The sequence below is a fragment of the Arthrobacter sp. BPSS-3 genome (assembly GCF_044628475.1).
Taxonomy (GTDB): Bacteria; Actinomycetota; Actinomycetes; order Actinomycetales; family Micrococcaceae; genus Arthrobacter.
Window position 1 is genome coordinate 56141 of the sequence record NZ_JBIMMV010000003.1, and the last position, 22385, is coordinate 78525.

Annotated in this window: 19 protein-coding genes and 1 pseudogene; all 20 read left to right on the top strand. The window is 69.9% G+C overall.

What is annotated here, in order from left to right; translation table 11 throughout:
• Positions 1 to 82: 82 nt before the first annotated feature.
• Positions 83 to 1285, top strand: coding sequence for a DNA polymerase IV (gene dinB, locus ACFVY3_RS06070; RefSeq protein ID WP_400159283.1), 1203 nt, complete (start codon positions 83 to 85; stop codon positions 1283 to 1285).
• A 274-nt stretch (positions 1286 to 1559) separates the two neighbouring features.
• Positions 1560 to 1934 (top strand): DUF3040 domain-containing protein, encoded by a 375-nt coding sequence (locus ACFVY3_RS06075; protein WP_400159102.1) that lies wholly within the window; start codon positions 1560 to 1562, stop codon positions 1932 to 1934.
• 332 nt (positions 1935 to 2266) lie between these two features.
• Positions 2267 to 2695 carry a division/cell wall cluster transcriptional repressor MraZ gene (gene mraZ, locus ACFVY3_RS06080; protein ID WP_290258194.1) on the top strand — a complete coding sequence of 143 codons (429 nt, stop codon included), beginning with the start codon at positions 2267 to 2269 and terminating at the stop codon, positions 2693 to 2695.
• A 171-nt stretch (positions 2696 to 2866) separates the two neighbouring features.
• Positions 2867 to 3868, top strand: coding sequence for a 16S rRNA (cytosine(1402)-N(4))-methyltransferase RsmH (gene rsmH, locus ACFVY3_RS06085; RefSeq protein ID WP_377973007.1), 1002 nt, complete (start codon positions 2867 to 2869; stop codon positions 3866 to 3868).
• Complete coding sequence (locus tag ACFVY3_RS06090) at positions 3865 to 4578, top strand: hypothetical protein (protein ID WP_364137857.1); 714 nt, start codon at positions 3865 to 3867, stop codon at positions 4576 to 4578. The genes rsmH and ACFVY3_RS06090 overlap by 4 nt, the downstream gene beginning before the upstream one ends.
• Before the next feature lie 55 nt (positions 4579 to 4633).
• On the top strand, positions 4634 to 6436 hold the full coding sequence (locus ACFVY3_RS06095) for a peptidoglycan D,D-transpeptidase FtsI family protein (protein WP_400159103.1): 1803 nt from the start codon (positions 4634 to 4636) through the stop codon (positions 6434 to 6436).
• A 104-nt stretch (positions 6437 to 6540) separates the two neighbouring features.
• Positions 6541 to 8259, top strand: coding sequence for a UDP-N-acetylmuramoyl-L-alanyl-D-glutamate--2,6-diaminopimelate ligase (locus ACFVY3_RS06100; protein ID WP_400159104.1), 1719 nt, complete (start codon positions 6541 to 6543; stop codon positions 8257 to 8259).
• Between the two features lie 6 nt (positions 8260 to 8265).
• Positions 8266 to 9762: a UDP-N-acetylmuramoyl-tripeptide--D-alanyl-D-alanine ligase gene (gene murF / locus ACFVY3_RS06105; protein ID WP_400159105.1), complete on the top strand. Its 1497-nt coding sequence runs from the start codon at positions 8266 to 8268 to the stop codon at positions 9760 to 9762.
• On the top strand, positions 9759 to 10868 hold the full coding sequence (gene mraY / locus ACFVY3_RS06110; protein ID WP_400159106.1) for a phospho-N-acetylmuramoyl-pentapeptide-transferase: 1110 nt from the start codon (positions 9759 to 9761) through the stop codon (positions 10866 to 10868). The genes murF and mraY overlap by 4 nt, the downstream gene beginning before the upstream one ends.
• Positions 10850 to 12451: a UDP-N-acetylmuramoyl-L-alanine--D-glutamate ligase gene (gene murD / locus ACFVY3_RS06115; RefSeq protein ID WP_400159107.1), complete on the top strand. Its 1602-nt coding sequence runs from the start codon at positions 10850 to 10852 to the stop codon at positions 12449 to 12451. The genes mraY and murD overlap by 19 nt, the downstream gene beginning before the upstream one ends.
• A gap of 2 nt (positions 12452 to 12453) precedes the next feature.
• Positions 12454 to 13698: pseudogene (ftsW, locus tag ACFVY3_RS06120) on the top strand (putative lipid II flippase FtsW); the annotation flags it as partial.
• A gap of 257 nt (positions 13699 to 13955) precedes the next feature.
• The gene (gene murG / locus ACFVY3_RS06125) at positions 13956 to 15122 is read left to right on the top strand and encodes an undecaprenyldiphospho-muramoylpentapeptide beta-N-acetylglucosaminyltransferase (RefSeq protein WP_400159108.1); all 1167 of its coding nucleotides are present in this window, start codon (positions 13956 to 13958) and stop codon (positions 15120 to 15122) included.
• A gap of 26 nt (positions 15123 to 15148) precedes the next feature.
• Positions 15149 to 16561 carry a UDP-N-acetylmuramate--L-alanine ligase gene (gene murC / locus ACFVY3_RS06130; protein ID WP_400159109.1) on the top strand — a complete coding sequence of 471 codons (1413 nt, stop codon included), beginning with the start codon at positions 15149 to 15151 and terminating at the stop codon, positions 16559 to 16561.
• Entirely contained in the window at positions 16554 to 17471 is a 918-nt protein-coding gene (locus ACFVY3_RS06135; RefSeq protein ID WP_400159110.1) for a cell division protein FtsQ/DivIB, read from the top strand. The genes murC and ACFVY3_RS06135 overlap by 8 nt, the downstream gene beginning before the upstream one ends.
• A gap of 201 nt (positions 17472 to 17672) precedes the next feature.
• Positions 17673 to 18887 carry a cell division protein FtsZ gene (gene ftsZ / locus ACFVY3_RS06140; RefSeq protein WP_364137839.1) on the top strand — a complete coding sequence of 405 codons (1215 nt, stop codon included), beginning with the start codon at positions 17673 to 17675 and terminating at the stop codon, positions 18885 to 18887.
• Between the two features lie 136 nt (positions 18888 to 19023).
• Positions 19024 to 19743, top strand: coding sequence for a polyphenol oxidase family protein (locus ACFVY3_RS06145; protein ID WP_400159111.1), 720 nt, complete (start codon positions 19024 to 19026; stop codon positions 19741 to 19743).
• A complete protein-coding gene (locus ACFVY3_RS06150) occupies positions 19740 to 20486 on the top strand; it encodes a YggS family pyridoxal phosphate-dependent enzyme (protein WP_400159112.1) in 747 nt (248 codons plus the stop codon). The genes ACFVY3_RS06145 and ACFVY3_RS06150 overlap by 4 nt, the downstream gene beginning before the upstream one ends.
• A 57-nt stretch (positions 20487 to 20543) precedes the next feature.
• Positions 20544 to 21074, top strand: coding sequence for a cell division protein SepF (locus ACFVY3_RS06155; RefSeq protein WP_290258180.1), 531 nt, complete (start codon positions 20544 to 20546; stop codon positions 21072 to 21074).
• A 137-nt stretch (positions 21075 to 21211) separates the two neighbouring features.
• Positions 21212 to 21520 carry a YggT family protein gene (locus ACFVY3_RS06160; RefSeq protein ID WP_400159113.1) on the top strand — a complete coding sequence of 103 codons (309 nt, stop codon included), beginning with the start codon at positions 21212 to 21214 and terminating at the stop codon, positions 21518 to 21520.
• 144 nt (positions 21521 to 21664) lie between these two features.
• The gene (locus ACFVY3_RS06165) at positions 21665 to 22357 is read left to right on the top strand and encodes a DivIVA domain-containing protein (protein WP_290258178.1); all 693 of its coding nucleotides are present in this window, start codon (positions 21665 to 21667) and stop codon (positions 22355 to 22357) included.
• The last annotated feature ends 28 nt before the right edge of the window (positions 22358 to 22385 follow it).

Here is a 22385-nt window from a genome sequence, read left to right on the forward strand (position 1 = left end):
CCCAGCGGCTAGGATTGATCCGGTGGGGCAGGAGAGCGGCAGCAGTGCCGGAACGGGCAGCGGATCATCCGGCGGAACGGCGTTGAGCGCCGAAGCGCTGCGTGAGCTGCGCGGCAGCAGCATCCTGCACGTGGACATGGATGCCTTCTTCGTCTCGGTGGAGCTCCGGACCCGGCCCGAACTCAAGGGCAAGCCGGTGATCGTCGGTTACCCCGGGGAACGGTCCGTCGTCCTCTCCGCCTCCTACGAAGCACGCAAGTTCGGCGTCAAGTCGGCCATGCCGATGGCCCTCGCCGCACGGATGTGCCCGGCCGCGGTCATCATCGAACCCCGCCACAAGCTCTACTACGAAGTGTCCGGGCAGATCATGGCCATCTTCGGCTCGATCACCGACCTGGTGGAACCGCTCAGCGTCGACGAAGCGTTCCTCGACGTCGGCGGCGCCATCCGCCGGCTGGGCCCGCCACGGGAGATCGGCGCCTTGATCCGACGCCGGGTCTCGGCCGAGCTGGGCATCACCGCCTCCGTTGGCATCGCCGCCAGCAAGTTCGTGGCAAAGATTGCCTCCACCCGCTGCAAGCCGGACGGGCTGCTGCTGATCGCCCCGGAGGAGACCGTGCCCTATCTCCACACCCTGCCGGTCAACGCGCTTTGGGGCGTGGGCGCCAAGACGGTCGAGGTCCTGGCCCGAATGGGGATCCGCACCGTGGCCGATGTTGCCGCCACCCCGCTGCCCTCGCTGCGGAAAATCCTCGGCGCCACCGGCGAACACGTCCACCGGCTCTCGTGGGGCATCGACCCGCGGCCGGTCACACCGGTCCGGCTGGAGAAGAGCATCGGCGCCGAGGAGACATTCGCCGTGGACACCACCGACGCGGCCCTGCTGCACCGCGAGCTGCTGCGCCTCTCCCACCGGACCGCGGGACGGCTCCGGAGCGCCGGCATGCATGCGCGGACCGTCGCGCTCAAGCTGCGCTACGCCGACTTCTCCACCATTACCCGCAGCCGGACCGTCAGCACCCCGCTGGACAGCGCCCAGCTGCTCTACGGAGTGGCGGTGCAGTTGCTTGACTCGGTCGGGGACCGCCCCATGGCCGTCCGCCTGATAGGCATCCGGGCCGAACAGCTGGAGGAGGCCGCGCAGGCGCCGCTGCAGTTGAGCCTTGACCGGCGGGACGACAACTGGCGCGCCGCCGAGCAGGCCCTGGATAAGGTGACCCGGAAATTCGGCGCCAGCTCGGTCCTTCCGGCCCGCCTGCTGGACCCGTCCCCGGGTACGGACTGACCACGCGGCGGAGACCCGGGCGGGGCGTTGCCGGAGGACTTTCGGCGTCTTTCAGAACGGGCCCCGACAAACTATCCTTATTTATACGTAGATTTCGAACGGCTGGATGGAACGTTCGGACTGCCGGCTGTGTCAGGGGAAGCGGCCGTGAACGGCCTCGAGGGTGCCAGTCGTCCGATGGCGGACGACGGGAACCGACGGGGAGTTCCGGACGTTGGGCAGGTAGGACAGGGCCGCGTCAGATCCGGACGTTGGCCGATTAAAGGAGGTCGTGATGCCGCTCTCGGAGCACGAACAGAAGTTGCTTGAGCAACTTGAGAAGCAGCTGCACGAGGACGATCCCAAGTTTGCCAGTTCCATGGGATCGGACCCGGTCCGCTCCTGGTCCACCCGGCACCTGGTGATCGGAATCCTCGGCACCCTCGCCGGCGTCCTCCTGCTGTTGCTCGGCGTCTCGCTGCAGAACATCATCGTCGGGGTCCTCGGCTTCGTGGTGATGGGCGGCGGCGTCTACTACGCCACAATGCGCAACGGCGGCGTCAAGGCCAAGACCGGAGGTACACCCCGCAAACCCGGCAAGCCCCGCAGCTCATTCATGAGCAACCTCGAGGAACGTTGGGAAGAACGGCACCGCGGCGGGGACGCCTGACCACAGACCCTGCTCCACTCCGCTCCACCGGCAACGCCTCCACTTCACACCACCGGCACCCGGTTTCCGCGACAAAGGCCCGCTTCGGCGGGCCTTTCGCCTTTTAACCCACCTTTTGGTCCCCACCCGGCCCCTTTTGCCCTCCACCGCGCCCCACTTTGGCTCCTTCCCTTTGTTGGCGCGGGACACCGCCAGAAAAAATGTGTCGAAATTGTGGCCAAAAGGCCGGAATGTCGTTGACGGGGGAGTGAAGTGGAGTAATGTGGAGCGCGTAAGAGGGTAGTGGCAGCACAGGGGACGTTGGACTTCCAAGACCAGACGGGTGGTGGGCCGTGTTTCTCGGCACTCATTCACCACGCCTGGACGAGAAGGGCCGCATCATCCTGCCGGCAAAGTTCCGCGAGGAACTGGCCGGGGGGCTGGTTCTCACAAGGGGCCAGGAACGTTGCATCTACGTCTTCAGTGAGGCGGAATTCGGCCGGGTTCACGAGCAGATGCGGGAGGCTCCACTGTCCTCCAAGCAGGCCCGTGACTATATCCGCGTTTTCCTCTCTGGAGCCTCGGACGAGGTACCTGACAAGCAGGGGCGCGTGACGATTCCGCCGGCGCTCCGGGAGTACGCAGGACTCGGCAGGGAGCTGGCCGTCATCGGCGCCGGCACCCGCGCGGAGATCTGGGACGCCCAGGCCTGGAACGAGTACCTGGCTGAGAAGGAAACCGCCTTCTCGGAAACCGACGACGCCATCCCGGGGATTCTCTAGCCCCCGGCGCCGCAGCCGCACCACCGCTTCTTGATCGAGATCTCCAGCCGCCCATCCCGCACCCACCTGGCTCACTTCCCCGGAGCCAGGCGGACCGCAGGATAGGCGCGGATGGGGATCTGGACCAAGAAGCACCCCTCCAGTACCGCCAACCCAGGAAAGGACGCAGGCATGAGTGACGACTCAAACCAGGCGAAGCCTACGTCCGAACGCCATGTACCGGTCCTCAAGGACCGGTGCATCAATTTGTTGGCCCCGGGATTCGACGCGGCCCGGCGCCGGGGCGAGACGCCCGTCGTCGTGGACGCGACGCTCGGGATGGGCGGCCACTCGGAAGCGATGCTGCAGCGGTTCCCGGACCTGCACCTGATCGGCATCGACCGGGACGAGGAAGCCCTCGCCCTGGCGGGGGAGCGGCTCGCCCCGTTCGCCGACCGCACCGACCTGGTCCACGCGGTCTACGACGAAATCGCCGAGGTGATCGAGGACCTCGGCTTCAGCGAAGTCCACGGCATCCTGATGGACCTGGGCGTCTCCTCCCTGCAGCTGGACGAACGGGACCGGGGCTTCGCCTACTCCTTCGACGCGCCGCTGGACATGCGGATGGACACCAGCCGCGGGATCACCGCGGCCGACGTCGTCAATACCTACAGCGAAGAGGACCTGGTCCGGATCATCCGCAAGTGGGGCGAGGAGAAGTTCGCAGGCCGGATCGCCAACCGGATCGTCGCCGCCCGCGCCGAGCGTCCCTTCACCACCACCGCCCAGCTGGTCGACACCATCCGCGCCGTCGTCCCCGCCGGCGCCGCCAAGTCCGGCGGACACCCGGCCAAGCGGACCTTCCAGGCCCTGCGCATCGAGGTCAACGAGGAACTCGACGTGCTGGAGCGCGCCATCCCGGCCGCCGTGGCCTCGATCGCCCTCGGCGGCCGGGTCGTCGTGATGTCCTACCACTCGCTGGAAGACAAGATCGTCAAGTCCGTCTTCCAGGCCGGCTCGAAGTCCTCCGCGCCACTGGGCTTCCCGGTGGAGCTCGAGGAGCACAAGCCGGAACTGAAAACCCTGACGAAGGGCACCGAGGTGCCCACCGCCGCCGAAATCGCCGAAAATCCACGCGCAGCCTCCGCCAGGCTCCGCGCCGTGGAACGCATCAAAGCCAGGAGAGACGCATGAGCGCTGCCGCCGCCACCACGTACCCCGTGTCCACCGCTGCGACCGCGCGAGCACTGCCGGAGCTCCAGCCGGGGCAGCCGGCCCGGAAGAACCGCACCCCGCTCTCGGTGGTCCGGTCCGTTCCGCGCCGCCGCCGGGCACCGTTCGTCGTCATGTGCTTCGGCCTGCTGGCCCTGGCCCTGATGGCCGTGCTGGTGCTGAACATCTCCGTCTCCTCCGCCCAGTACCAGCTGGTGGAACTGCGGGCGAAGCAGAACACGCTGACCAAGCAGAACCAGGACCTCACCCAGCAGGTGCAGAACTACGACGCCCCGCAGAACCTGGCCGCCAAGGCCACGGAGCTGGGCATGGTGGCCTCCACCGCCAAGGGCCAGATCGACCTGTCCACGCTCTCGGTCACCGGAAAGGCCAAGCCCGCGGCGAAGTCGGACGCGCCCTCGGCCGTGATCGCCGCCCCGGCCATCGCCGGCCAGGTCGCCGTCGTCCCCGCGCCGTCCGCCCAGGATCCGCTCGCCAACCGCAAGCCGGCCGACAGCACCGCCGCCGCGGCTTCCGCCACCGACGCCGCCGCGAAGACCGCGGCCGACGCAGCCGCGGCAGCCAAGCAGGCGGCGGAACAGGCCGCAGCCAAGGCCGCCGCGGCCGCGCCCGCCGTCGAACTGCACGGCGGCTCCATCCCGGCGCCGGCCCAGAAGACCCCCGGCAAGTAGCCCCGGCCGGTAACGGACAGGACCACCCCGCACCGCCGACCAGCAAGGAAGTACCGTGGCGCAGAACACCGGCAAGGCACGCTCATCCCGGACCTCGAGCGCCACCCGGCGGCTGCGGATCGGGCTCTGCCTCATGCTCGCTCTGCTGCTGGTGGTGGGCGCCAAGCTCTTCCTGGTCCAGGGCCTGGACATGGGCGGCATGGCCGAGGCGGCACTGAAAAACCGGCTCACGCCCACGGTGCTTCCGGCCGAGCGCGGCAAGATCCTCGACGCCTCCGGCAACGTCCTGGCCAGCAGCGTCATCCGCTACAACGTGGTGGTGGACCAGACCGTCAACACCACCACCGCCACCTTCCCCCGGCTCGAGACGGTGGACGGCAAGGACACGGTCGTCAAGATCCCGCGGGATCAAGGCATCGAGGAACTCGCCAACGTCCTCGGCATGAAAAAGGACGACGTCAAGAATGCCCTGACCGGCACCCAGCGCTACTACATCGTGGCCAAGGACATCCGGCCCGACGTCGAGGACCGGATCTCCAAGCTGCAGATCCCGGGCCTGGCCTCGGAGGGCACCAGCAAGCGCGTCTACCCCAACGGTTCGGTGGCCGGCGGGATCGTCGGCTTCCTCAAGGACGGCACGACCGGCCAGGCCGGCCTCGAACAGACCCAGGACGACGTGCTGAAGGGCACCCCGGGCAAGCGCGTCTTCGAGATCGGCGCCGACGGCCTGCGCATCCCGGTGGGTGTGGACCAGCTGACCCCCGCCGTCAACGGCAAGGACGTCAAGCTGACCCTGAATTCGGACCTGCAGTACTTCGCCCAGCAGGCCATCCAGAGCCAGAAGGACAAGCTCAGCGCCGAGTGGGGGATCATCGTCATCTCCGACGTGAAGAACGGCAACATCATCGCCATGGCGGACACCAATGCCCCGGACCCCAACGACCCGGGCAAGGTCGATGCCAAGGACCGTGGCGTCCGCGCCGTCACCGCCGCCTATGAGCCCGGCTCGGTGGAGAAGATGATCACCGCCGCATCCGCGATTGAGGAGGGCACCTCCCACCCACTGGACACTTACACCGTCCCGCCGACCTACACCGTGGACGGGCAGACCTTCTCCGACGCGTTCGAGCACGGCACCGAGCAGCGGACCCTCGCCGGGATCGTGGGCTACTCGATGAATACCGGCACCGTGATGGTCGGCCAGAAGCTCAGCAAGGAAAAGCGGCACGACTGGCTGCAGAAGTTCGGCATCGGCGAGGCCCCGGACATCGGTCTGCCCGCCGAAACCCCCGGCATCCTCACCCCAGCGGACCAGTGGGACGGCCGGCAGCAGTACACCGTCCTCTTCGGCCAGGGCGTGGCGCAGTCCACCCTGCAGACCGTGCGGGCCTACCAGAGCATCGCCAACGACGGCGTCATGCTCCAGCCCCGCCTGATCGACAGCTACATCGACCCGGACGGCCACGAGGAAAAGGTCCCCGCCAAGGACAGTCGGCAGGTGGTCAGCAAGGATACCGCCAAGCAGGTCCGGGACATCCTGGAGAGCGCCGTGACCGAGGGCGAGATCAAGGACGCGGCGATCGACGGCTACCGGGTGGGCGCCAAGACCGGTACCTCCGAGTCCCCGTGCGACGACGGCAAGTCCGGCTTCTGCGGCTACACCGCCTCCATGGTGGGGATGGCGCCGATGGACGATCCGCGGTTTATTGTTGAAGTGGTCCTACAGCGGCCCAAGGGCAGCATCTACGGCATCACCAACGGGCCCGTTTTCCGGTCCGTAATGGGCCAGACGCTGCGGACCTACAACGTCCAGCCCTCAACCGGCGCGCCGGTCAGGCTGCCGCAGTACGCCAAGTAGCACACAAGACCACCAGCCAGCAGCACGTTTTTTCGCAGCCGGGCCTGGGTGCGGGGCAATCCTCCGCGCGCAGCGCGCTGCCCGCACCACCGACGGAGAACCCCTTGTCAGAACCCACCGCCCAGGATCAGGCCGCCGAGAACGAGGGCGGGGCCGCTGCCGCGGCGTTCCGCCCGGCCGCCGTCGCCCCCGTGCCCCTGGAAACCCTTGGCGGCTGGATCGGCGTCGTGGTTCCGGGCGCCTCGGCCGCGGTCGACGTCACCGGCATCTCGCTGAACTCCCGCACGGTGCTGCCGGGGGACCTCTACGTCGCACTGCCCGGGGCCTCCCGGCACGGGGCCGACTTCGTTGCCCAGGCCGTGGAGGCCGGCGCCGTCGCGGTGCTGACCGACGACGCCGGGGCGCGGCTGCTGGCGCTCTCCAACGACGTTCCCGTCCCCGTGCTGGTCACCGCCGAGCCGCGGACCCTGGTGGGCCGGCTCTCCGCGCTGATCTACCGCAGCCGCCCCGAGCGGGGCACCGGGCACGGAACAGACAGCACGTCTGAAGGCACAGCAAACCGGGCGCCGGCGCTGTACGGCGTCACCGGCACCAACGGCAAGACCACCACCACGTACTTCACCAACGCCCTGTTGCGCGCCCTGGGGCGGCGCCCCGGTCTGATCGGCACCATCGAGATCCTGGCCGGCGGCGAGCCGATCCCCAGCCTGCTGACCACCCCGGAGTCCACGGACGTGCACGCCCTGCTGGCGCTCATGCGCGAACGAGGCCTCGACGCGGCCTCCATGGAGGTCTCCTCGCACGCCATCGCCTTCCACCGCGTCGACGGGGTGGACTTCGACGTCGCCGGCTTCACCAACCTGACCCAGGACCACCTGGACCTGCACGGGACCATGGAGGAGTACTTCCAGACCAAGGCCCGGCTGTTCACCCCCGAACTGGCCCGCGCCGCCGTGGTCACGGTCGACGACGAGTGGGGCCGCAGGCTCGCCGGCCTCGCCGCCGGGACCGGCCTGCCGGTCACCACGCTGGCCACCGCCGGCACGGAACCCGACACCTCAGGGAATGACGCCGGCCCCGACGCCGACTGGACCGTCACCGGGACCACCCCGCGCGGGCTCGGCACCGACTTCGTGCTCCGGCACCGGAACGGCTCGGTCCTCACCGTCCACACCGGTCTGCCGGGCGGCTTCAACGTCGCTAACGCGGCCCTGGCCACCGTCATGGTCCTGGCCGGCGGCGCCACCGTCGAGGATGTGCAAGCCGCCCTCGACGCAGCGGACCCGTTCACCGTCGCCGTGCCCGGCCGCATGCAGCTGGTCGCCACCGAGCCTGCCGCCGTCGTCGACTTCGCCCACAACCCCGACGCACTCGAACGCGCCCTCGCCGCCGTCCGCTCCCCGGAGCCCGGCTCCAAGGTGATCATCGTCTTCGGCGCCACCGGCCAGCGCGACCAGGGCAAGCGCCCCGCGATGGGTGCGATCGCCGCCCGGCTGGCCGACGTCGTGATCGTCAGCGACGACGACCCGCACGACGAGGACGCCGCCGGCATCCGGGCCGACGTCTTGGCCGGTGCCCACGCCGCCGTCCGCGACGAGGCCCTGGCCAGCACCGTGCTGGAGGTCTTCCCGCGGGACGAGGCCATCCGCAAGGCGGCGGAGCTGGCCGCGCCGCACGACACCATCCTGGTGGCCGGCCGCGGGCACGAAGTCTGGCAGGAGGTCAAGGGCGTCAACGTGGCCCTCGATGACCGCGTGGAACTGCGCACTGCCTTGACAGCCCGGGGATTCACCGTTCTCGACGACCAGCGGATAGAGTCCTAAACCGAGATGATTGCATTTACCGCGGCGGAAATCGCCGACATAACCAACGGCCGGCTGGCCGCCGATCCGGAGCTCACGCCCGGGTCAGTGGTCACCGACTCCCGCGAAGCGACGCCGGGCTCCCTCTACGTGGCCAAGCCCGGTGAGGCCGCCGACGGGCACGACTTCGTCGCCGCCGCCTTCGACCGCGGCGCGGTCCTGGCGCTGGCCGAGCGCGAAGTCTCCGACGCCGCCGGCAAGCCCTTCCCGGCCGTGATCGTCGAGGACGCGGTCCTTGCCATGGGCGCCCTCGCCGCCGAGGCCGTACGCCGGATCCGGCAGCACCGCGCCGCCGCCGGCGAGGACTTCACCGTGGTGGGCATCACCGGCTCCGCCGGCAAGACCACCACCAAGGACCTGCTGGCCGGCATCTTCTCCGGCTCCGGCGAAACCGTCGCGCCCCAGGGCTCCTACAACGGCGAGGTCGGCGTCCCGCTGACCGTCTTCAAGGCCGGCTTCGGCACCCGCTACCTCGTCATCGAAATGGGTGCCACCGGCGTCGGCCACATCACCTACCTCGCCGAAATGGTCCGCCCGGAGATCGGCGTCGTGCTCTGCGTCGGCACCGCCCACGCCGGCGAATTCGGCGGCGTCGAGAACATCGCCCGCGCCAAGGGCGAAATGGTCGAGGGCCTCTCGGCCGACGGCACCGCCGTGCTCAACCTCGACGACCCCCGCGTTGCGGCCATGGCCGCCAGGACCCAGGCAACCGTGCTGGGCTTCTCCGCCGAATCCGGGCAGACCGGCGCGGGCGTCCTCGCCACCAACGTCGAGCTCAACGCCGGCGGCAGCCCCGAATTCGACCTCGTGCTGCCCGACGGCGGCACGCACCACGTCTCCGCCCGCCTGATCGGCGCCCACCACCTGACCAACCTGCTGGCCGCCGCGTCCGCCGCGTTCGCCGCCGGCATCCCCGGCGCGCAGATCGCCGCGTCCCTCAGCAGCCAGACCGCCGCAAGCCGCTGGCGGATGGAACGCACCGAACGGGCCGACGGCGTCACCATCATCAACGACGCCTACAACGCCAACCCCGAGTCGATGCGGGCCGCGCTCCGCACCCTGGCCGACCTCGGCCGCGGCCGGCGCACCTGGGCCGTACTCGGCGCCATGCTGGAACTGGGCGAGGACTCCATCCGCGAGCACACCGCCGTCGGCACCCAGGTGGTCCGGCTCAACATCTCCCGGCTCCTGGTGATCGGCCGGGAAGCCCGTGCCCTCTACGTCTCCGCCGTCAACGAGGGTTCCTGGGGCGACGAGTGCATCTTCGCCGAGGACGTCGAGGAGGCCTTCGGGATCCTCCAGGTCGAGCTCGAACCCGGCGACCTGGTCCTCTTCAAATCCTCCAACAGCATTGGCCTGCGCCACCTGGGGGACCGGATAGCATTAGCTGCACCGGCGCCGGACGCCGCCCCGGGCACCGGCCCGGACGCCACCCCTGCCACCGACGGGAGCACCCTGCCGTGATCGCACTGCTGATGGGCTCCGGACTGGCACTGCTGCTGTCCTTCCTCGGTACCCCGCTCTTCATCCGCTTCCTGGTCCGCAAGGGCTACGGGCAGTTCATCCGCGACGACGGCCCCACCTCGCACCACACCAAGCGCGGCACCCCCACCATGGGCGGCGCCGTCGTGGTGGTGGGCGTGCTGATCGCCTACTTCGCCACGCACCTGGTGATGTGGTGGATGAACCCGGCCTCGCCGGGACCCACCGCCTCGGCCATGCTCCTGCTCTTCCTCATGGTGGGCATGGGCCTGGTGGGCTTCCTGGATGACTTCATCAAGATCTCCGCCCAACGCAGCCTGGGCCTGAACGCCAAGGCCAAGCTCATCCTCCAGGCCGCGGTCGGCATCATCTTCGCCGTCCTCGCCCTGACCTTCCCGGACGAGAACGGAGTCACCCCTGCGTCGTACCAAATCTCCCTTGTCCGCGACATTCCCTGGCTCAACCTCGCCTTCGGCGGCACCGTGGTGGGAGCGATCCTGTTCGTCCTCTGGTCCAACCTGATCGTCACCGCCGCGACCAACGGCGTGAACCTCACCGACGGCCTGGACGGCCTCGCCGCCGGCGCCTCCGTGATGGTCTTCGGCGCCTACACGCTGATCGGGATCTGGCAGAGCAACCAGTCCTGCGGATTGCCCCGGCAGGCCGGCGGCGGCTGCTACACCGTCCGCGACCCGCTGGACCTGGCCCTGCTGGCGGCCATCCTCAGCGCGGCCCTGGTGGGCTTCCTCTGGTGGAACACCTCCCCGGCCAAGATCTTCATGGGCGACACCGGCTCGCTCGCAATCGGCGGCGCCGTGGCCGGCTTCGCCATCCTGTCCCGCACCGAACTGCTGCTGGCCTTCATCGGCGGCCTGTTCGTCCTGATCACCCTCTCGGTCATCATCCAGGTGGGCTACTTCAAGATCACCAAGGGCAAACGGTTCTTCAAGATGGCGCCGCTGCAGCACCACTTCGAACTCAAGGGCTGGGCCGAGGTCACGGTCGTGGTCCGGTTCTGGATCCTCTGCGGACTGTTCGTCGCCGCCGGCCTCGGCATCTTCTACGCGGAATGGGTGGTACTGCTGTGATCGGCACGATTCCCGAACCCCTCGCCAGCTCGCCCCGGCTGGACGGACTCACCAGCTGGGACGCCGACTGGGCCGGCCTGCGCGTGGTGGTGACCGGCATCGGCATCTCCGGCTTCGCCGCCGCAGACACCCTGATCGAACTGGGCGCCCGGGTTGTGGTGGTGGACGCCGCCGAGACCCCCAAGGCCCTGGCCCAGGCGGACACACTCAAGATCGTCGGCGCGGCCGGCGTGCTGCTCGGCGAGGACGCCGTTGGCTCCGTACCTACCGTGGACGGCCAGAAGCCGGACCTGATCGTCACGTCCCCGGGCTGGCGCCCGGACCAGGCCCTGCTCGCCGCCGCCGCGCGGGCGCACATCCCCATCTGGGGCGACGTCGAACTCGCCTGGCGGGTCCGCGTCCGTGAGGGCCGCAAGACCGCCGACTGGATCACCATCACCGGCACCAACGGCAAGACCACCACGGTGGGCCTGACCGAGTCGATGCTGCAGGCCGCCGGCCTCAAGGCGATCGCCGTCGGCAACGTGGGCACCCCCATCCTGGACGCGCTGCGCGACCCGGTGGACTACGACGTCTTCGCCGTCGAACTCTCCAGCTTCCAGCTGCACTGGAGCCACTCCATCTCCCCGGTGGCCAGCGTGTGCCTCAACGTCGCCGAGGACCACGTCGACTGGCACGGCTCCTACGACTCCTACCTCGCGGACAAGGCCAAGGTCTACGAACGGACCCAGAAGGCCTGCGTCTACAACGCCGAGCAGATCGAGACCGAGCGGATGGTCGAGGACGCCGACGTCGTCGAGGGCTGCCGCGCCGTCGCCTTCACCACCCTGACCCCGGCGATCAGCATGGTGGGCGTCGTCGAGGGCCTCCTCGTCGACCGCGCCTTCATCGCCGAACGCAAGCACAGCGCCGCCGAGCTCGCCGCCATGAGCGATCTCGGACCGGTGGCCCCGCGGCACATGGTGGCCAACGCCCTCGCCGCGGCCGCCCTGGTCCGGGCCTACGGGGTGGCGCCCGCCGCCGTCCGGGAGGGCCTGCAGAACTACCTCCCGGGAGACCACCGCATCCAGCCGGTCGCGAAGCAGGGCGGGGTGCTCTGGATCAACGACTCCAAGGCCACCAACCCGCACGCCGCTGCCGCCTCGCTGGCTGCGTTCGAGCACGTCATCTGGATCGCCGGCGGCCTGTCCAAGGGTGTGAATTACGACTCACTGGTGCGCGACAACGCCGCCAGGCTCAAGGCCGTGGTGCTGATCGGGGCCGACTCCTCGGACCTGCTGGCCTCGCTCGAGCGACACGCGCCGGATGTCCCGGTGATCGGCCACGCCAAGGGTGAGACTGAAAAGGAGCAGACTGCCGGACCGGCCGACGCCGACGCAGCCCCCTCGCCGATTTTTGGCGAGACTGTGATGGCCCAGGCCGTAGCGTCCGCCGCACAGCTGGCCGCCCCGGGGGACACTGTGCTCCTGGCCCCGGCAGCTGCGTCCATGGATCAGTTCTCTTCCTATGCTCACCGTGGCGACGCCTTCATCGAAGCTGTCCGCGAGCTCGTGGAAGGGCAGGCTCAGACCACCGAGGAGTAGCAATGGTCAGCACGCCCACCCGTCCCGCCGCGGCACCCTCCGGCGGCACGGCCGCCGCCGGCCGCCTCCGCGGCTGGTACCGGATGTTCTGGTCCGCCCTCGAGGGCAACGGCCGGTCCCGGAACGGCTCCACCTACTACCTGATCCTCGGATCGACGCTGGCGCTCACGGCGATCGGCATCATGATGGTGCTCTCGGCCTCCAGCGTCGAGTCCATCGCCGCGGGGGAGTCGCCCTACTCGGCGGCGCTGAAGCAGGGACTCTTCGCCGCGATCGGCGTCTTCGTCATGTTCGTCCTCTCGCGGGTGAACGTCGTCTGGCTTAAGCGCTTCGCCTGGCCGGCCATCTTCCTGGCCATCCTCCTGCTGGGCCTGGTGCTCCTGATCGGCCGCAGCACGCTGGGCAACCAGAACTGGATCGACGTCGGCCCCTTCACCTTCCAGCCCTCCGAGGCCGCGAAGCTGGCGCTGGCGCTCTGGATGGCCACGGTGCTGAACCGCAAGGCCGCGTTCCTCAGCCAGTGGCGGCACGTGGTTGTTCCCGTGGTATTCCCCGGCGCAGCCGCCATCCTCGGCCTGATCCTGGCCGGCAACGACCTCGGTACCGCCATGATCATCATGATCATCATGGCTGCCGGGCTGTTCTTCGCCGGGGTCCGGCTCTACCTGTTCGGGATCGCCGGCGTGGCGCTGGCGATCGGCACCGCCGTCCTGGCCGTGACCAGCCCCAACCGCATGTGCCGCATCCTCTCCTGGACCGGGCAGACCTGCTCCGACGGCTCGGACCTGAACTACCAGTCCACCAACGGCCTCTACGGACTGGCCTCCGGCGGCTGGTTCGGCGTGGGCCTGGGCCAGAGCCGGCAGAAATACAGCTGGATCCCCGAGGCCCACAACGACTTCATCTTCGCGATCATCGGCGAGGAACTCGGCCTCATCGGCACGATCGTAGTCCTCATCCTCTTCGCCGTCCTCGGCACCGCGATCTATCGCGTGGTGGTGGCCCAGCAGGACCTGTTCCACCGCGTCCTGGCCGGCGCCATCATGGTCTGGCTGCTGGGACAGGCAACGGTCAACATGGCCGTCGTTACCGGCCTGCTGCCCGTGATTGGCCTGCCGCTGCCGTTCATCTCCTATGGCGGCTCGGCGCTCCTCATGTCCCTCAGCGCCGTCGGCGTCGTCCTGTCCCTCGCACGGGCGCAGATGGCGCCGGACATGCAGCCCAAGGGCTTGCTCCGTTTCGGCCCCGCCGGGTTCACCCGCATCCTGCGCCGCAGGGTCGTGGCCCGGCGCGAAGGGGAGACGGCGACGGCGCCCGCCAGGTCCTCCACGGCGAAGCCTGCCGCCTCCAAAGCCACCCGCACGGCGCAGAGCACTAAGCAAGCCAGCACGAAGCAGGCCGGCACGAAGCCCGCCAGCCCAGCCCCGGCGGCACCGGCCCCCCGGCCCGCCGGCACCCGGACCCCCAGCCCCAAGAACCCCGCACGGAAGCGTACCCAGACCTGATGAAGACCCCACCGCCCCTCTCCGTCGTCCTTGCCGGCGGCGGCACCGCCGGCCACATCAGCCCGCTGCTGGCGATCGCCAACGCCGTCAAGGAGGCAAGGCCGGACGCCGCCCTACTGGCCGTCGGCACCCCCGGAGGCATGGAAACCCGGCTTGTGCCCGCCGCCGGGCTGGACCTCGCCACCGTGGACCGCGTGCCCTTCCCGCGCAAGCCGTCCAAGGCGCTCCTGAAGCTGCCGGGCAAGCTTGCCGGCGCCGTCCGGCAGGCCGGCGTCATCCTGGACGACGCCCGGGCCGATGTACTGGTGGGCGTCGGTGGCTACGTCTGCACTCCGGTGTACCTTGCGGCGTGGCGGCGCAGGATCCCCATCGTGGTCCACGAGGCCAACACCCGCGCGGGCCTGGCCAACCGGGTGGGCGCCCGGCTGAGCCGGCACGTCGCCGTCGCCTTCGCGGCCACCAAGCTGCGAGGCGCCCGCCACGTCGGCATGCCCATGCGCCGCGAGATCTCCGGCCTGGACCGGGCCGGCGCGCGCGCCGCCGCCCGCACCGCCCTGGGCCTGGAGCAGGACAAGCCCACCCTGATCGTCACGGGGGGTTCCTCCGGCGCCCAGAGCATCAACCGGGCCATCGCCGCCGCCGCGGACGCCCTCGGCGCCGCCGGGATCCAGACCCTGCACATCACCGGCCGGGACAAGGCCGTCCACGACGCCCAGGGACGCCTCCTCGAGGCACCGGGCTACCGCCAGGTCGAATTCGTCGACGGCATGGAACTCGCCTACGCCGCCGCGGACCTGCTGCTGGCCCGCGCGGGCGCCGCGACCGTCTGCGAGGTGGCCGCCGTCGGGCTCCCCGCGGTGTTCGTGCCGCTGCCCATCGGCAACGGCGAGCAGGCCCTGAACGCTGGAGGGCTGGTCGACGCCGGGGCGGCGCTGCTGGTCGACGACGCCGCCTTCGACGCCGCGTGGATCACCGGCACCATCCTCCCGCTCCTGAGCGACCCGGCGCGGCTGGACCGGATGGCGCACGCCGCGGAGCAGTTCGGCATCCGCGACGCGGACCGGCGGATGGCCGCGCTGGTGCTCGAGGCCGCCGGCGCGGACGCCGGCAATGGCACCGGCACGGGCGCCCCAGACACAGACCCCACGACGCAGGACAAGCAGTGACCGGCACGGCAGGAAGCGGTAAAGCAATGGCACAGGAAACCGGCACCGGCCAGGCGGCCGAACGCACCCAGGAGTCACTGGGGCGGGTCCACTTCATCGGCATCGGCGGCGTCGGCATGTCCGCCGTCGCCCGCATCATGGTGGCCCGCGGCGTGCCCGTCAGCGGCTCCGACGCCAAGGACCTGCCGGTGATGGCCGACCTCGCCGCCGCCGGCGCCCGGATTGCCGTCGGCTACGACGCCGCCAACCTCGGCGACGCCCAGACCGTGGTGGCCGGGTCCGCGATCCGCGCCGACAACCCGGAACTGGCCGCGGCCAGGGCCGCCGGGCTCCCGGTGCTGCACCGCTCCGAGGCGCTGGCCGCCGCCATGGCCCGGGACACCGCCGTCGCGGTCGCCGGCACCCACGGCAAGTCCACCACCACCTCCATGATCACCGTGCTGCTGCAGGGCGCCGGCCTGGACCCCTCCTTCGCCATCGGCGCGAACGTCCCGGCGCTCGGCGTGAACGCCGCCTCCGGGTCGTCGCCGGTGTTCATTGCCGAGGCGGACGAATCCGATGCCTCGTTCCTGAACTACCGCCCGCAGATCGAGGTGGTCACCAACGTCGAACCGGACCACCTGGACCACTACGGCACCGCCGAGGCCGTCTACGAATCCTTTGACCGCTTCACCGCGCTGCTTCCGGGCGACGGCCTGCTGGTCGCCTGCGCCGACGACGACGGCGCCCGCGACCTCGCCCGGCGCACCCGCGAACGCGGCACCACCCGCGTGCTCCTCTACGGCACCTCCCCGGAGTCCGACGTGATCCTGCACGACGGCGGCCGTGGCGCCCTCACGCTGGAGACCGCCTCCGGACGCTACGACGTCGAACTCCAGGTCCCCGGCCGGCACAACGCGCTGAACGCCGCCGCCGCCTTCGCCGTGGCGCTGGAGCTGGGCGTCGCGCCGGAGGCCGCCGCTGCCGCGCTGGGAGGTTTCACCGGCGCGGCCCGCCGCTTCGAGTACAAGGGCGAGGGCTGCGGCGTCCGCGTCTACGACGACTACGCCCACCACCCCACGGAGGTCCGCGCCGCCCTGGCCGCGGCCCGCTCGGTGGCCGGCGATCACCGGGTCCACGTGCTCTTCCAGCCGCACCTGTTCTCCCGGACCCGGGAATTCGCCCGGGAGTTCGCCGAGGCCCTCAACGCCGCGGACACCGCATGGGTCCTGGACATCTACCCGGCCCGCGAAGACCCCATCCCCGGGGTCACCAGCCAGCTGATCGCCGACCACCTGGGCCCCAACGGGCACTTGGTGGGACCCGGCGCCGACGCGGTCCAGGCCGTGCTGGCCGCCGCAGGCCCCGGCGACATCGTCCTCACCGCCGGCGCCGGCGACGTCACCGCGTACGGGCCGCTGCTGGTGGAGGCGCTCACCGCCGGGATCCCCGGTGCCTAGCTCCCGCCGGCCCGGCTACCCGCCCGCGCCGCGCAGTTCGACTCAGCGTAGTTCGACTATGGGCAGCCCAAACCAGGGCAGTTCGGGCCGGGACGGCGCCCCGGCGTCCCGCCCCGGCGTCATCTCGGCGACGAAGTCGGACCAGGGACCGGGCACGTCCGCGAGCCCGGCGCCGGAGCCGGCGCCCGGCAAGGTCCTGGCCTTCCCCGAACCGAAGGCCCGGCGGCGGCGCCGGATCGTCCTCGGCACCATCGCCGTCGTCGCGGTCCTGATCGCGGGGGTCATCGCCGCCGCCGTCTATTCGCCGTGGCTCGCAGTCCGCACGGTGACCGTGCAGGGCACCAGGATGCTCAGCCAGGACCAGATCCAGGCCGCGCTGGCACCGCTGCAGGGCAAGCCCCTGCCCCAGGTCAGCGACCGGGACGTCACCGCGCTGCTGCAGCCTCTGGTGCAGGTCAAGTCCGTGACCAGCCAGGCCCGGCCGCCGTCGACCCTGCAGGTGACCATCGTCGAGCGTGTCCCGGTGGCCCTGCTCAAGCAGGGCGAGGCCTTCCAGCTGGTGGACCCGGACGGGGTTCCGCTCGGAACCGCGCCGGATGCCGCGGCGGTGAAGCTTCCCGTCATCGACGGCGGGGGAGGGGCGCTGCCGCAGGACCTGTTCCACGCCATCACCGGCGTACTCGGCGCGCTGCCGCCGGACATCCTCGCCCGGCTCTCCGACGCCTCCGCCAAGTCCGTGGACGCCGTGGAACTGAAGCTCGTGGACGGGCAGACAATCGTCTGGGGGAACGCGGGGGAGAAGGACCTCAAGGCCCGGGTCCTGGCCGCCCTGCTGAAGGCGCCGGCGGACCCCAAGAACCCGGTCAAGGTCTACGACGTCAGCGTCCCGCGCCACCCCGTCACCCGCTGACGGCCGGCCGGGGAGATTCGCCATTTAGCCGGTATTAGCGCGACACGCTGAGCCGGTCATTGAATGTCCTCGGCCTAGCCAATAGCGTTCCAACTACGAGTTAGTTGACATAACTATAACCCTCAAGTCGAAGGTTAAGGTTAGCCTTCAAGCTGGACTCCATCAGATTTCGCAATAGAACACGAACAAGGGACACGTAACGTGGCAGCTCCGCAGAATTACTTGGCCGTCATCAAGGTCGTCGGCATCGGCGGCGGTGGCGTGAACGCAGTCAACCGCATGATTGAGGTGGGACTTCGCGGCGTCGAATTCATCGCAATCAACACCGACGCGCAGGCGCTGCTGATGTCCGATGCCGACGTCAAGCTCGACGTCGGACGCGAGCTGACCCGTGGTCTCGGAGCCGGCGCGAACCCCGAGGTCGGCCGCCAGGCCGCCGAGGACCACGCCGATGAAATCGAAGAGGTGCTCCGCGGCGCGGACATGGTCTTCGTGACTGCCGGCGAAGGCGGCGGCACCGGCACTGGCGGCGCGCCCGTCGTGGCCCGCATCGCCCGGTCCCTCGGCGCCCTGACCATTGGCGTCGTCACCCGCCCGTTCACCTTTGAGGGCCGGCGCCGCGCCGGTTCCGCCGAGGCCGGCATCGACGCCCTGCGCGACGAGGTCGATACCCTCATCGTCATCCCGAACGACCGGCTGCTCTCGATCAGCGACCGCAACGTCTCGGTGCTGGACGCGTTCCGCTCCGCCGACCAGGTGCTGCTCTCCGGTGTCCAGGGCATCACCGACCTGATCACCACCCCCGGCCTGATCAACCTCGATTTCGCCGACGTCAAGTCCGTCATGCAGGGCGCCGGTTCGGCCCTGATGGGCATCGGCTCGGCCCGCGGCGAGGATCGGGCAGTGAAGGCCGCCGAGCTCGCCATCGCCTCCCCGCTGCTGGAAGCCTCGATCGACGGCGCCCACGGCGTCCTGCTCTCCATCCAGGGCGGCTCCGACCTGGGCCTGTTCGAAATCAACGAGGCGGCCCGCCTGGTGCAGGAGGTCGCGCACCCGGAAGCCAACATCATCTTCGGCGCCGTGATCGACGACGCCCTCGGCGACGAGGCCCGCGTCACCGTCATCGCCGCCGGCTTCGACGACGTCAAGGCCACCTCGCCGTCGATGGACCAGTCCCAGCCGGCCCCCGTGCGCCAGGCCGCACCGGCTCCCGCCCCGGCCCAGGCTCCGGCCTCCGCCCCGGCGCAGCCGATGCACGCCGGCGTCGGCGCTTCGGGCCTGAGCAGCTGGGGCCAGCAGCGTCCCGCCGCCGTACCCGCCGATTCAGGCTTCGACGTGGACCTGCCCTCGGTCGTGGAGCCGGACCTGTCCGGCCGCCACTCCGATGACCTGGACGTCCCCGACTTCCTGAAGTAGGCCACCGGCACCACCCGCAGTACCCAGCATGGCACCGCCCCGGCGGTGCCATGCTTCGTTGCGGGCGGGTACCGTGGTGGGAGCGGAGGACATCCGCTCACGAAAGACAGCAACAACCGGAACAGTGGTGAGATACGTGTTTTCCTGGAGGGCAGAGGTGAGCCCCGGCGTGTGGGTTGCCTTCACGAACGCGGCGGCCGGCAACCTGGCCCTGCACGTCGGCGACGACCCCGCCGAGGTGCGCAGGCGACGGCAGGACCTCGCGGCGGAGGCCGGCGTGGGCCCGGACGGGTTCTCCTTCATGAACCAGGTGCACGGCAACGACGTCGCCGAGATCCCCGCGGACGCCGGCCGGGGTGTCGCCCCCACCGCCGACTCCCTGGTCTCCGCCGGCGCGCCGCTGGCCGTGATGGTGGCGGACTGCGTGCCGGTCGTCCTCGTGGGGGAGCGGGCCGCGGAGGACGGCGCCGGAGCCCCGGCCCCCGTCTTCGGCGTCGCCCACGCCGGCCGTCCGGGCACCGCCGCCGGGGTTGTCCCCGCCGCCGTGGACCGGATGCGCGCCCTCGGTGCCGGGGCTATCCGGGCCTGGATCGGCCCCTCCGTCTGCGGCCGCTGCTACGAGGTGCCCGCGGAGCTTCGCGAGGAGGTGGCCGCCGCCGTCCCCGCCACCTGGACCACCACCGCGCAGGGAACCCCCGGGCTCGACCTCCCCGCCGGGGTGCGGAGCCAGCTCGAGGCCGCCGGCGTCGAGGTCGTGTACAGCGGCGGCTGCACGCTCGAAGACCCTGAGCTCTTTTCCTACCGCCGGGACGCCTCCACCGGGCGCTTCGCCGGCCTGGTCTGGGCGGCGGCATGAGCGGCGCACCGGCCCCGGATCCCGGGGCGGATCCCCGCACCGCGCAGCTCTCCGAAAGGCTCACCGCGGTGCGCAGGCGCATCGCCTCGGCCGCGGAGGCCGCCGGCCGCGGGGCGGACCTGCCGCAGCTGATCGTGGTCACCAAGTTCCACCCCGCCGCCGACGTGGCACGCCTGGCCTCCCTGGGCGTCACCGACGTCGGCGAAAACCGCGACCAGGAGGCCGCGGAGAAGGCGGCCGAACTTTCCGCCCTGGCCCTGCGCTGGCACTTCATCGGCCAGCTCCAGACCAACAAGGCCAAGTCCGTGGTCCGCTACGCCGCCGCCGTGCACTCCGTGGACCGGCCGCAGCTGGCAACCGCCCTCGCCAAGGCCATCGCCGTAGAACAGGACAGCACCGGCCGGGACGACCTCGGCTGCTTCATCCAGGTCAGCTTGGCCGACGACGCCGACGGCAACCGCGGCGGCGCGCTGCCCGCGACTGTGCCGGAGCTCGCCGCCCAACTCGCCGACGCGCCCGGCCTTCGGCTGGCCGGCGTCATGGCCGTCGCACCGCTCGGCGCACCGCCCGAACCCGCGTTCGAAAAACTCGCCGGCATCGCCGCGGCGCTGCGCGCAGACTTTCCGCAGGCCAGCGGCATTTCCGCGGGAATGAGCCAGGACCTGGAGGCCGCGATCCGGCACGGGGCGACACACCTGCGAATTGGCTCCGATATTCTCGGTCCGCGTCCGGCCGTGCGGTAGGTTCAACGTATTGGAAGGTAATGGCGGGGAAATACTGACACGATTAGGAGTGGACCCATGGCTGGCGCTCTGCGCAAGACAATGATCTATCTTGGGCTCGCCGACGGCGATGAACACTACGAGTCTGACCATCACACCCCGCACAAGGATGAGGACGAACCTATGGAGCACGACCGCGAGGAGCGCCGCGCCCCGGCCCCCGTCCGCGAAGCCCCCCGGGAAGAGCCCTATGCCGCCGAAGAGGAATACCGCGCACCCGTGACACCCATCAAGCGAGCGGCCGCCAGCCGCGAAGAGACCTCCGGCCTCCGGCAGATCACCACGATCCACCCGCGGTCCTACAACGACGCGAAGCTGATCGGTGAGAGCTTCCGCGACGGCATCCCGGTGATCATGAACGTCACGGACATGGGGGAGGCGGACGCCAAGCGGCTGGTCGATTTCTCCGCCGGACTGGTCTTCGGCCTCCGGGGCAGCATCGAACGGGTCACCAACAAGGTGTTCCTGCTCTCGCCCTCCTACGTCGAGGTGATCGGCGACGACAAGAAGGCCAGCGAGACCACGGCCTCCTTCTTCAACCAAAGCTAGTCCCTGATTCCGGCGGGGCGGCCAGGCAGGATCACCTGCCCGGCCGCCCCGCCGGAATTTTCGTGTTGAAATAGAAGCCCACCCCCCGGCCAGGACACTGCGGTATCCGGAACGAACATGGAGAACTGAACTAACTCATGGGAATTGTTTTCGGGCTGATCTATATCGCGCTGCTGCTCTTCTTTGTCGCGCTGATCGTGCGCCTGGTTTTCGACTGGGTCCAGATGTTCGCGCGCAGCTGGCGTCCCCGCGGCGCGGCGCTGATCACTGCCCACGCGGTGTACGCCGTGACGGACAGGCCGCTCAAGCTGCTGCGCCGGATCCTCCCGCCGCTCCGGCTCGGCGGAATCTCCCTGGACCTTGCCTTCCTGGTCCTCTTCCTGGCGGTCTCGATTGCCATGGGAGTAGCCAGGTCACTGACCTACGCGACGGCCGTCGCCATCTGACGCGGCCCGCGGACAGCACCATCATCAGATAAAAACTCCGGTCCAACACTGCGGTGTTGAATTAGAGGAACCAGACCATATTTAGGTACCGTAGTTTTGACGGCCGGAAGGCCTCCTGACTAACTAGACCAACGAGGTGACCAGATGGCTTTGACGCCAGAAGACGTTGTCAACAAGCGCTTTCAGCCGACCAAGTTCCGCGAAGGATACGACCAGGACGAGGTTGACGACTTCCTGGACGAAATCGTCGTCGAACTCCGACGCCTGAACCAGGAAAACGACGAGCTCCGCAAGAAGCTCGCCGAGGCCGGTTCCGGCACGGCTGCTGCCCCCGCCGCGGCCGCACCCGTCGTGGAAAAGGTCCCCGCACCCGTCAAGGCCGAGCAGGATGACCGCGCCAAGGCCGAGGCCAAGGCCAAGGCCGAAGCCGACGCAAAGGCCGCCGAAGCCGCGAAGAAGAAGGAAGCCGAGAAGGCTCCCGCCCCCGCCGCTGCGGCCCCCGTCGCCGCCTCCGCCTCCGCGGAATCCGCCGCCGGCCTGCTGGCCATGGCGCAGCAGATGCACGACAAGCACATCGCCGACGGCGAGCAGCAGCGCGACAAGATCATCGCCGAGGCACAGATCGAAGCCAGCAGCCTGGTCAACGACGCGCAGGAGAAGTCCCGCAAGATCCTGGGCGCCCTCGAGCAGCAGCGCTCCGTCCTGGAACGCAAGGTCGAGCAGCTCCGCGGCTTCGAGCGCGACTACCGCTCCCGCCTGAAGGCCTACATCGAGGGCCAGCTGCGAGACCTGGACGCCCGCGGTTCCGTCGCGGCCCCCGAGGTCGAAGCGAACTAGTCGAAGCGGACCACCAGCTTCAGCACGT

Coding starts and splice junctions, on each gene's coding strand:
- ACFVY3_RS06155 (WP_290258180.1), top strand. CDS start 20,544: ATGGCTGGCGCTCTGCGCAAGACAATGATCTATCTTGGGCTCGCCGAC.
- murF (WP_400159105.1), top strand. CDS start 8,266: ATGATTGCATTTACCGCGGCGGAAATCGCCGACATAACCAACGGCCGG.
- ACFVY3_RS06150 (WP_400159112.1), top strand. CDS start 19,740: ATGAGCGGCGCACCGGCCCCGGATCCCGGGGCGGATCCCCGCACCGCG.
- murD (WP_400159107.1), top strand. CDS start 10,850: ATGGGTGGTACTGCTGTGATCGGCACGATTCCCGAACCCCTCGCCAGC.
- ACFVY3_RS06165 (WP_290258178.1), top strand. CDS start 21,665: ATGGCTTTGACGCCAGAAGACGTTGTCAACAAGCGCTTTCAGCCGACC.
- murC (WP_400159109.1), top strand. CDS start 15,149: ATGGCACAGGAAACCGGCACCGGCCAGGCGGCCGAACGCACCCAGGAG.
- rsmH (WP_377973007.1), top strand. CDS start 2,867: ATGAGTGACGACTCAAACCAGGCGAAGCCTACGTCCGAACGCCATGTA.
- ACFVY3_RS06160 (WP_400159113.1), top strand. CDS start 21,212: ATGGGAATTGTTTTCGGGCTGATCTATATCGCGCTGCTGCTCTTCTTT.
- ACFVY3_RS06075 (WP_400159102.1), top strand. CDS start 1,560: ATGCCGCTCTCGGAGCACGAACAGAAGTTGCTTGAGCAACTTGAGAAG.
- murG (WP_400159108.1), top strand. CDS start 13,956: ATGAAGACCCCACCGCCCCTCTCCGTCGTCCTTGCCGGCGGCGGCACC.
- ACFVY3_RS06090 (WP_364137857.1), top strand. CDS start 3,865: ATGAGCGCTGCCGCCGCCACCACGTACCCCGTGTCCACCGCTGCGACC.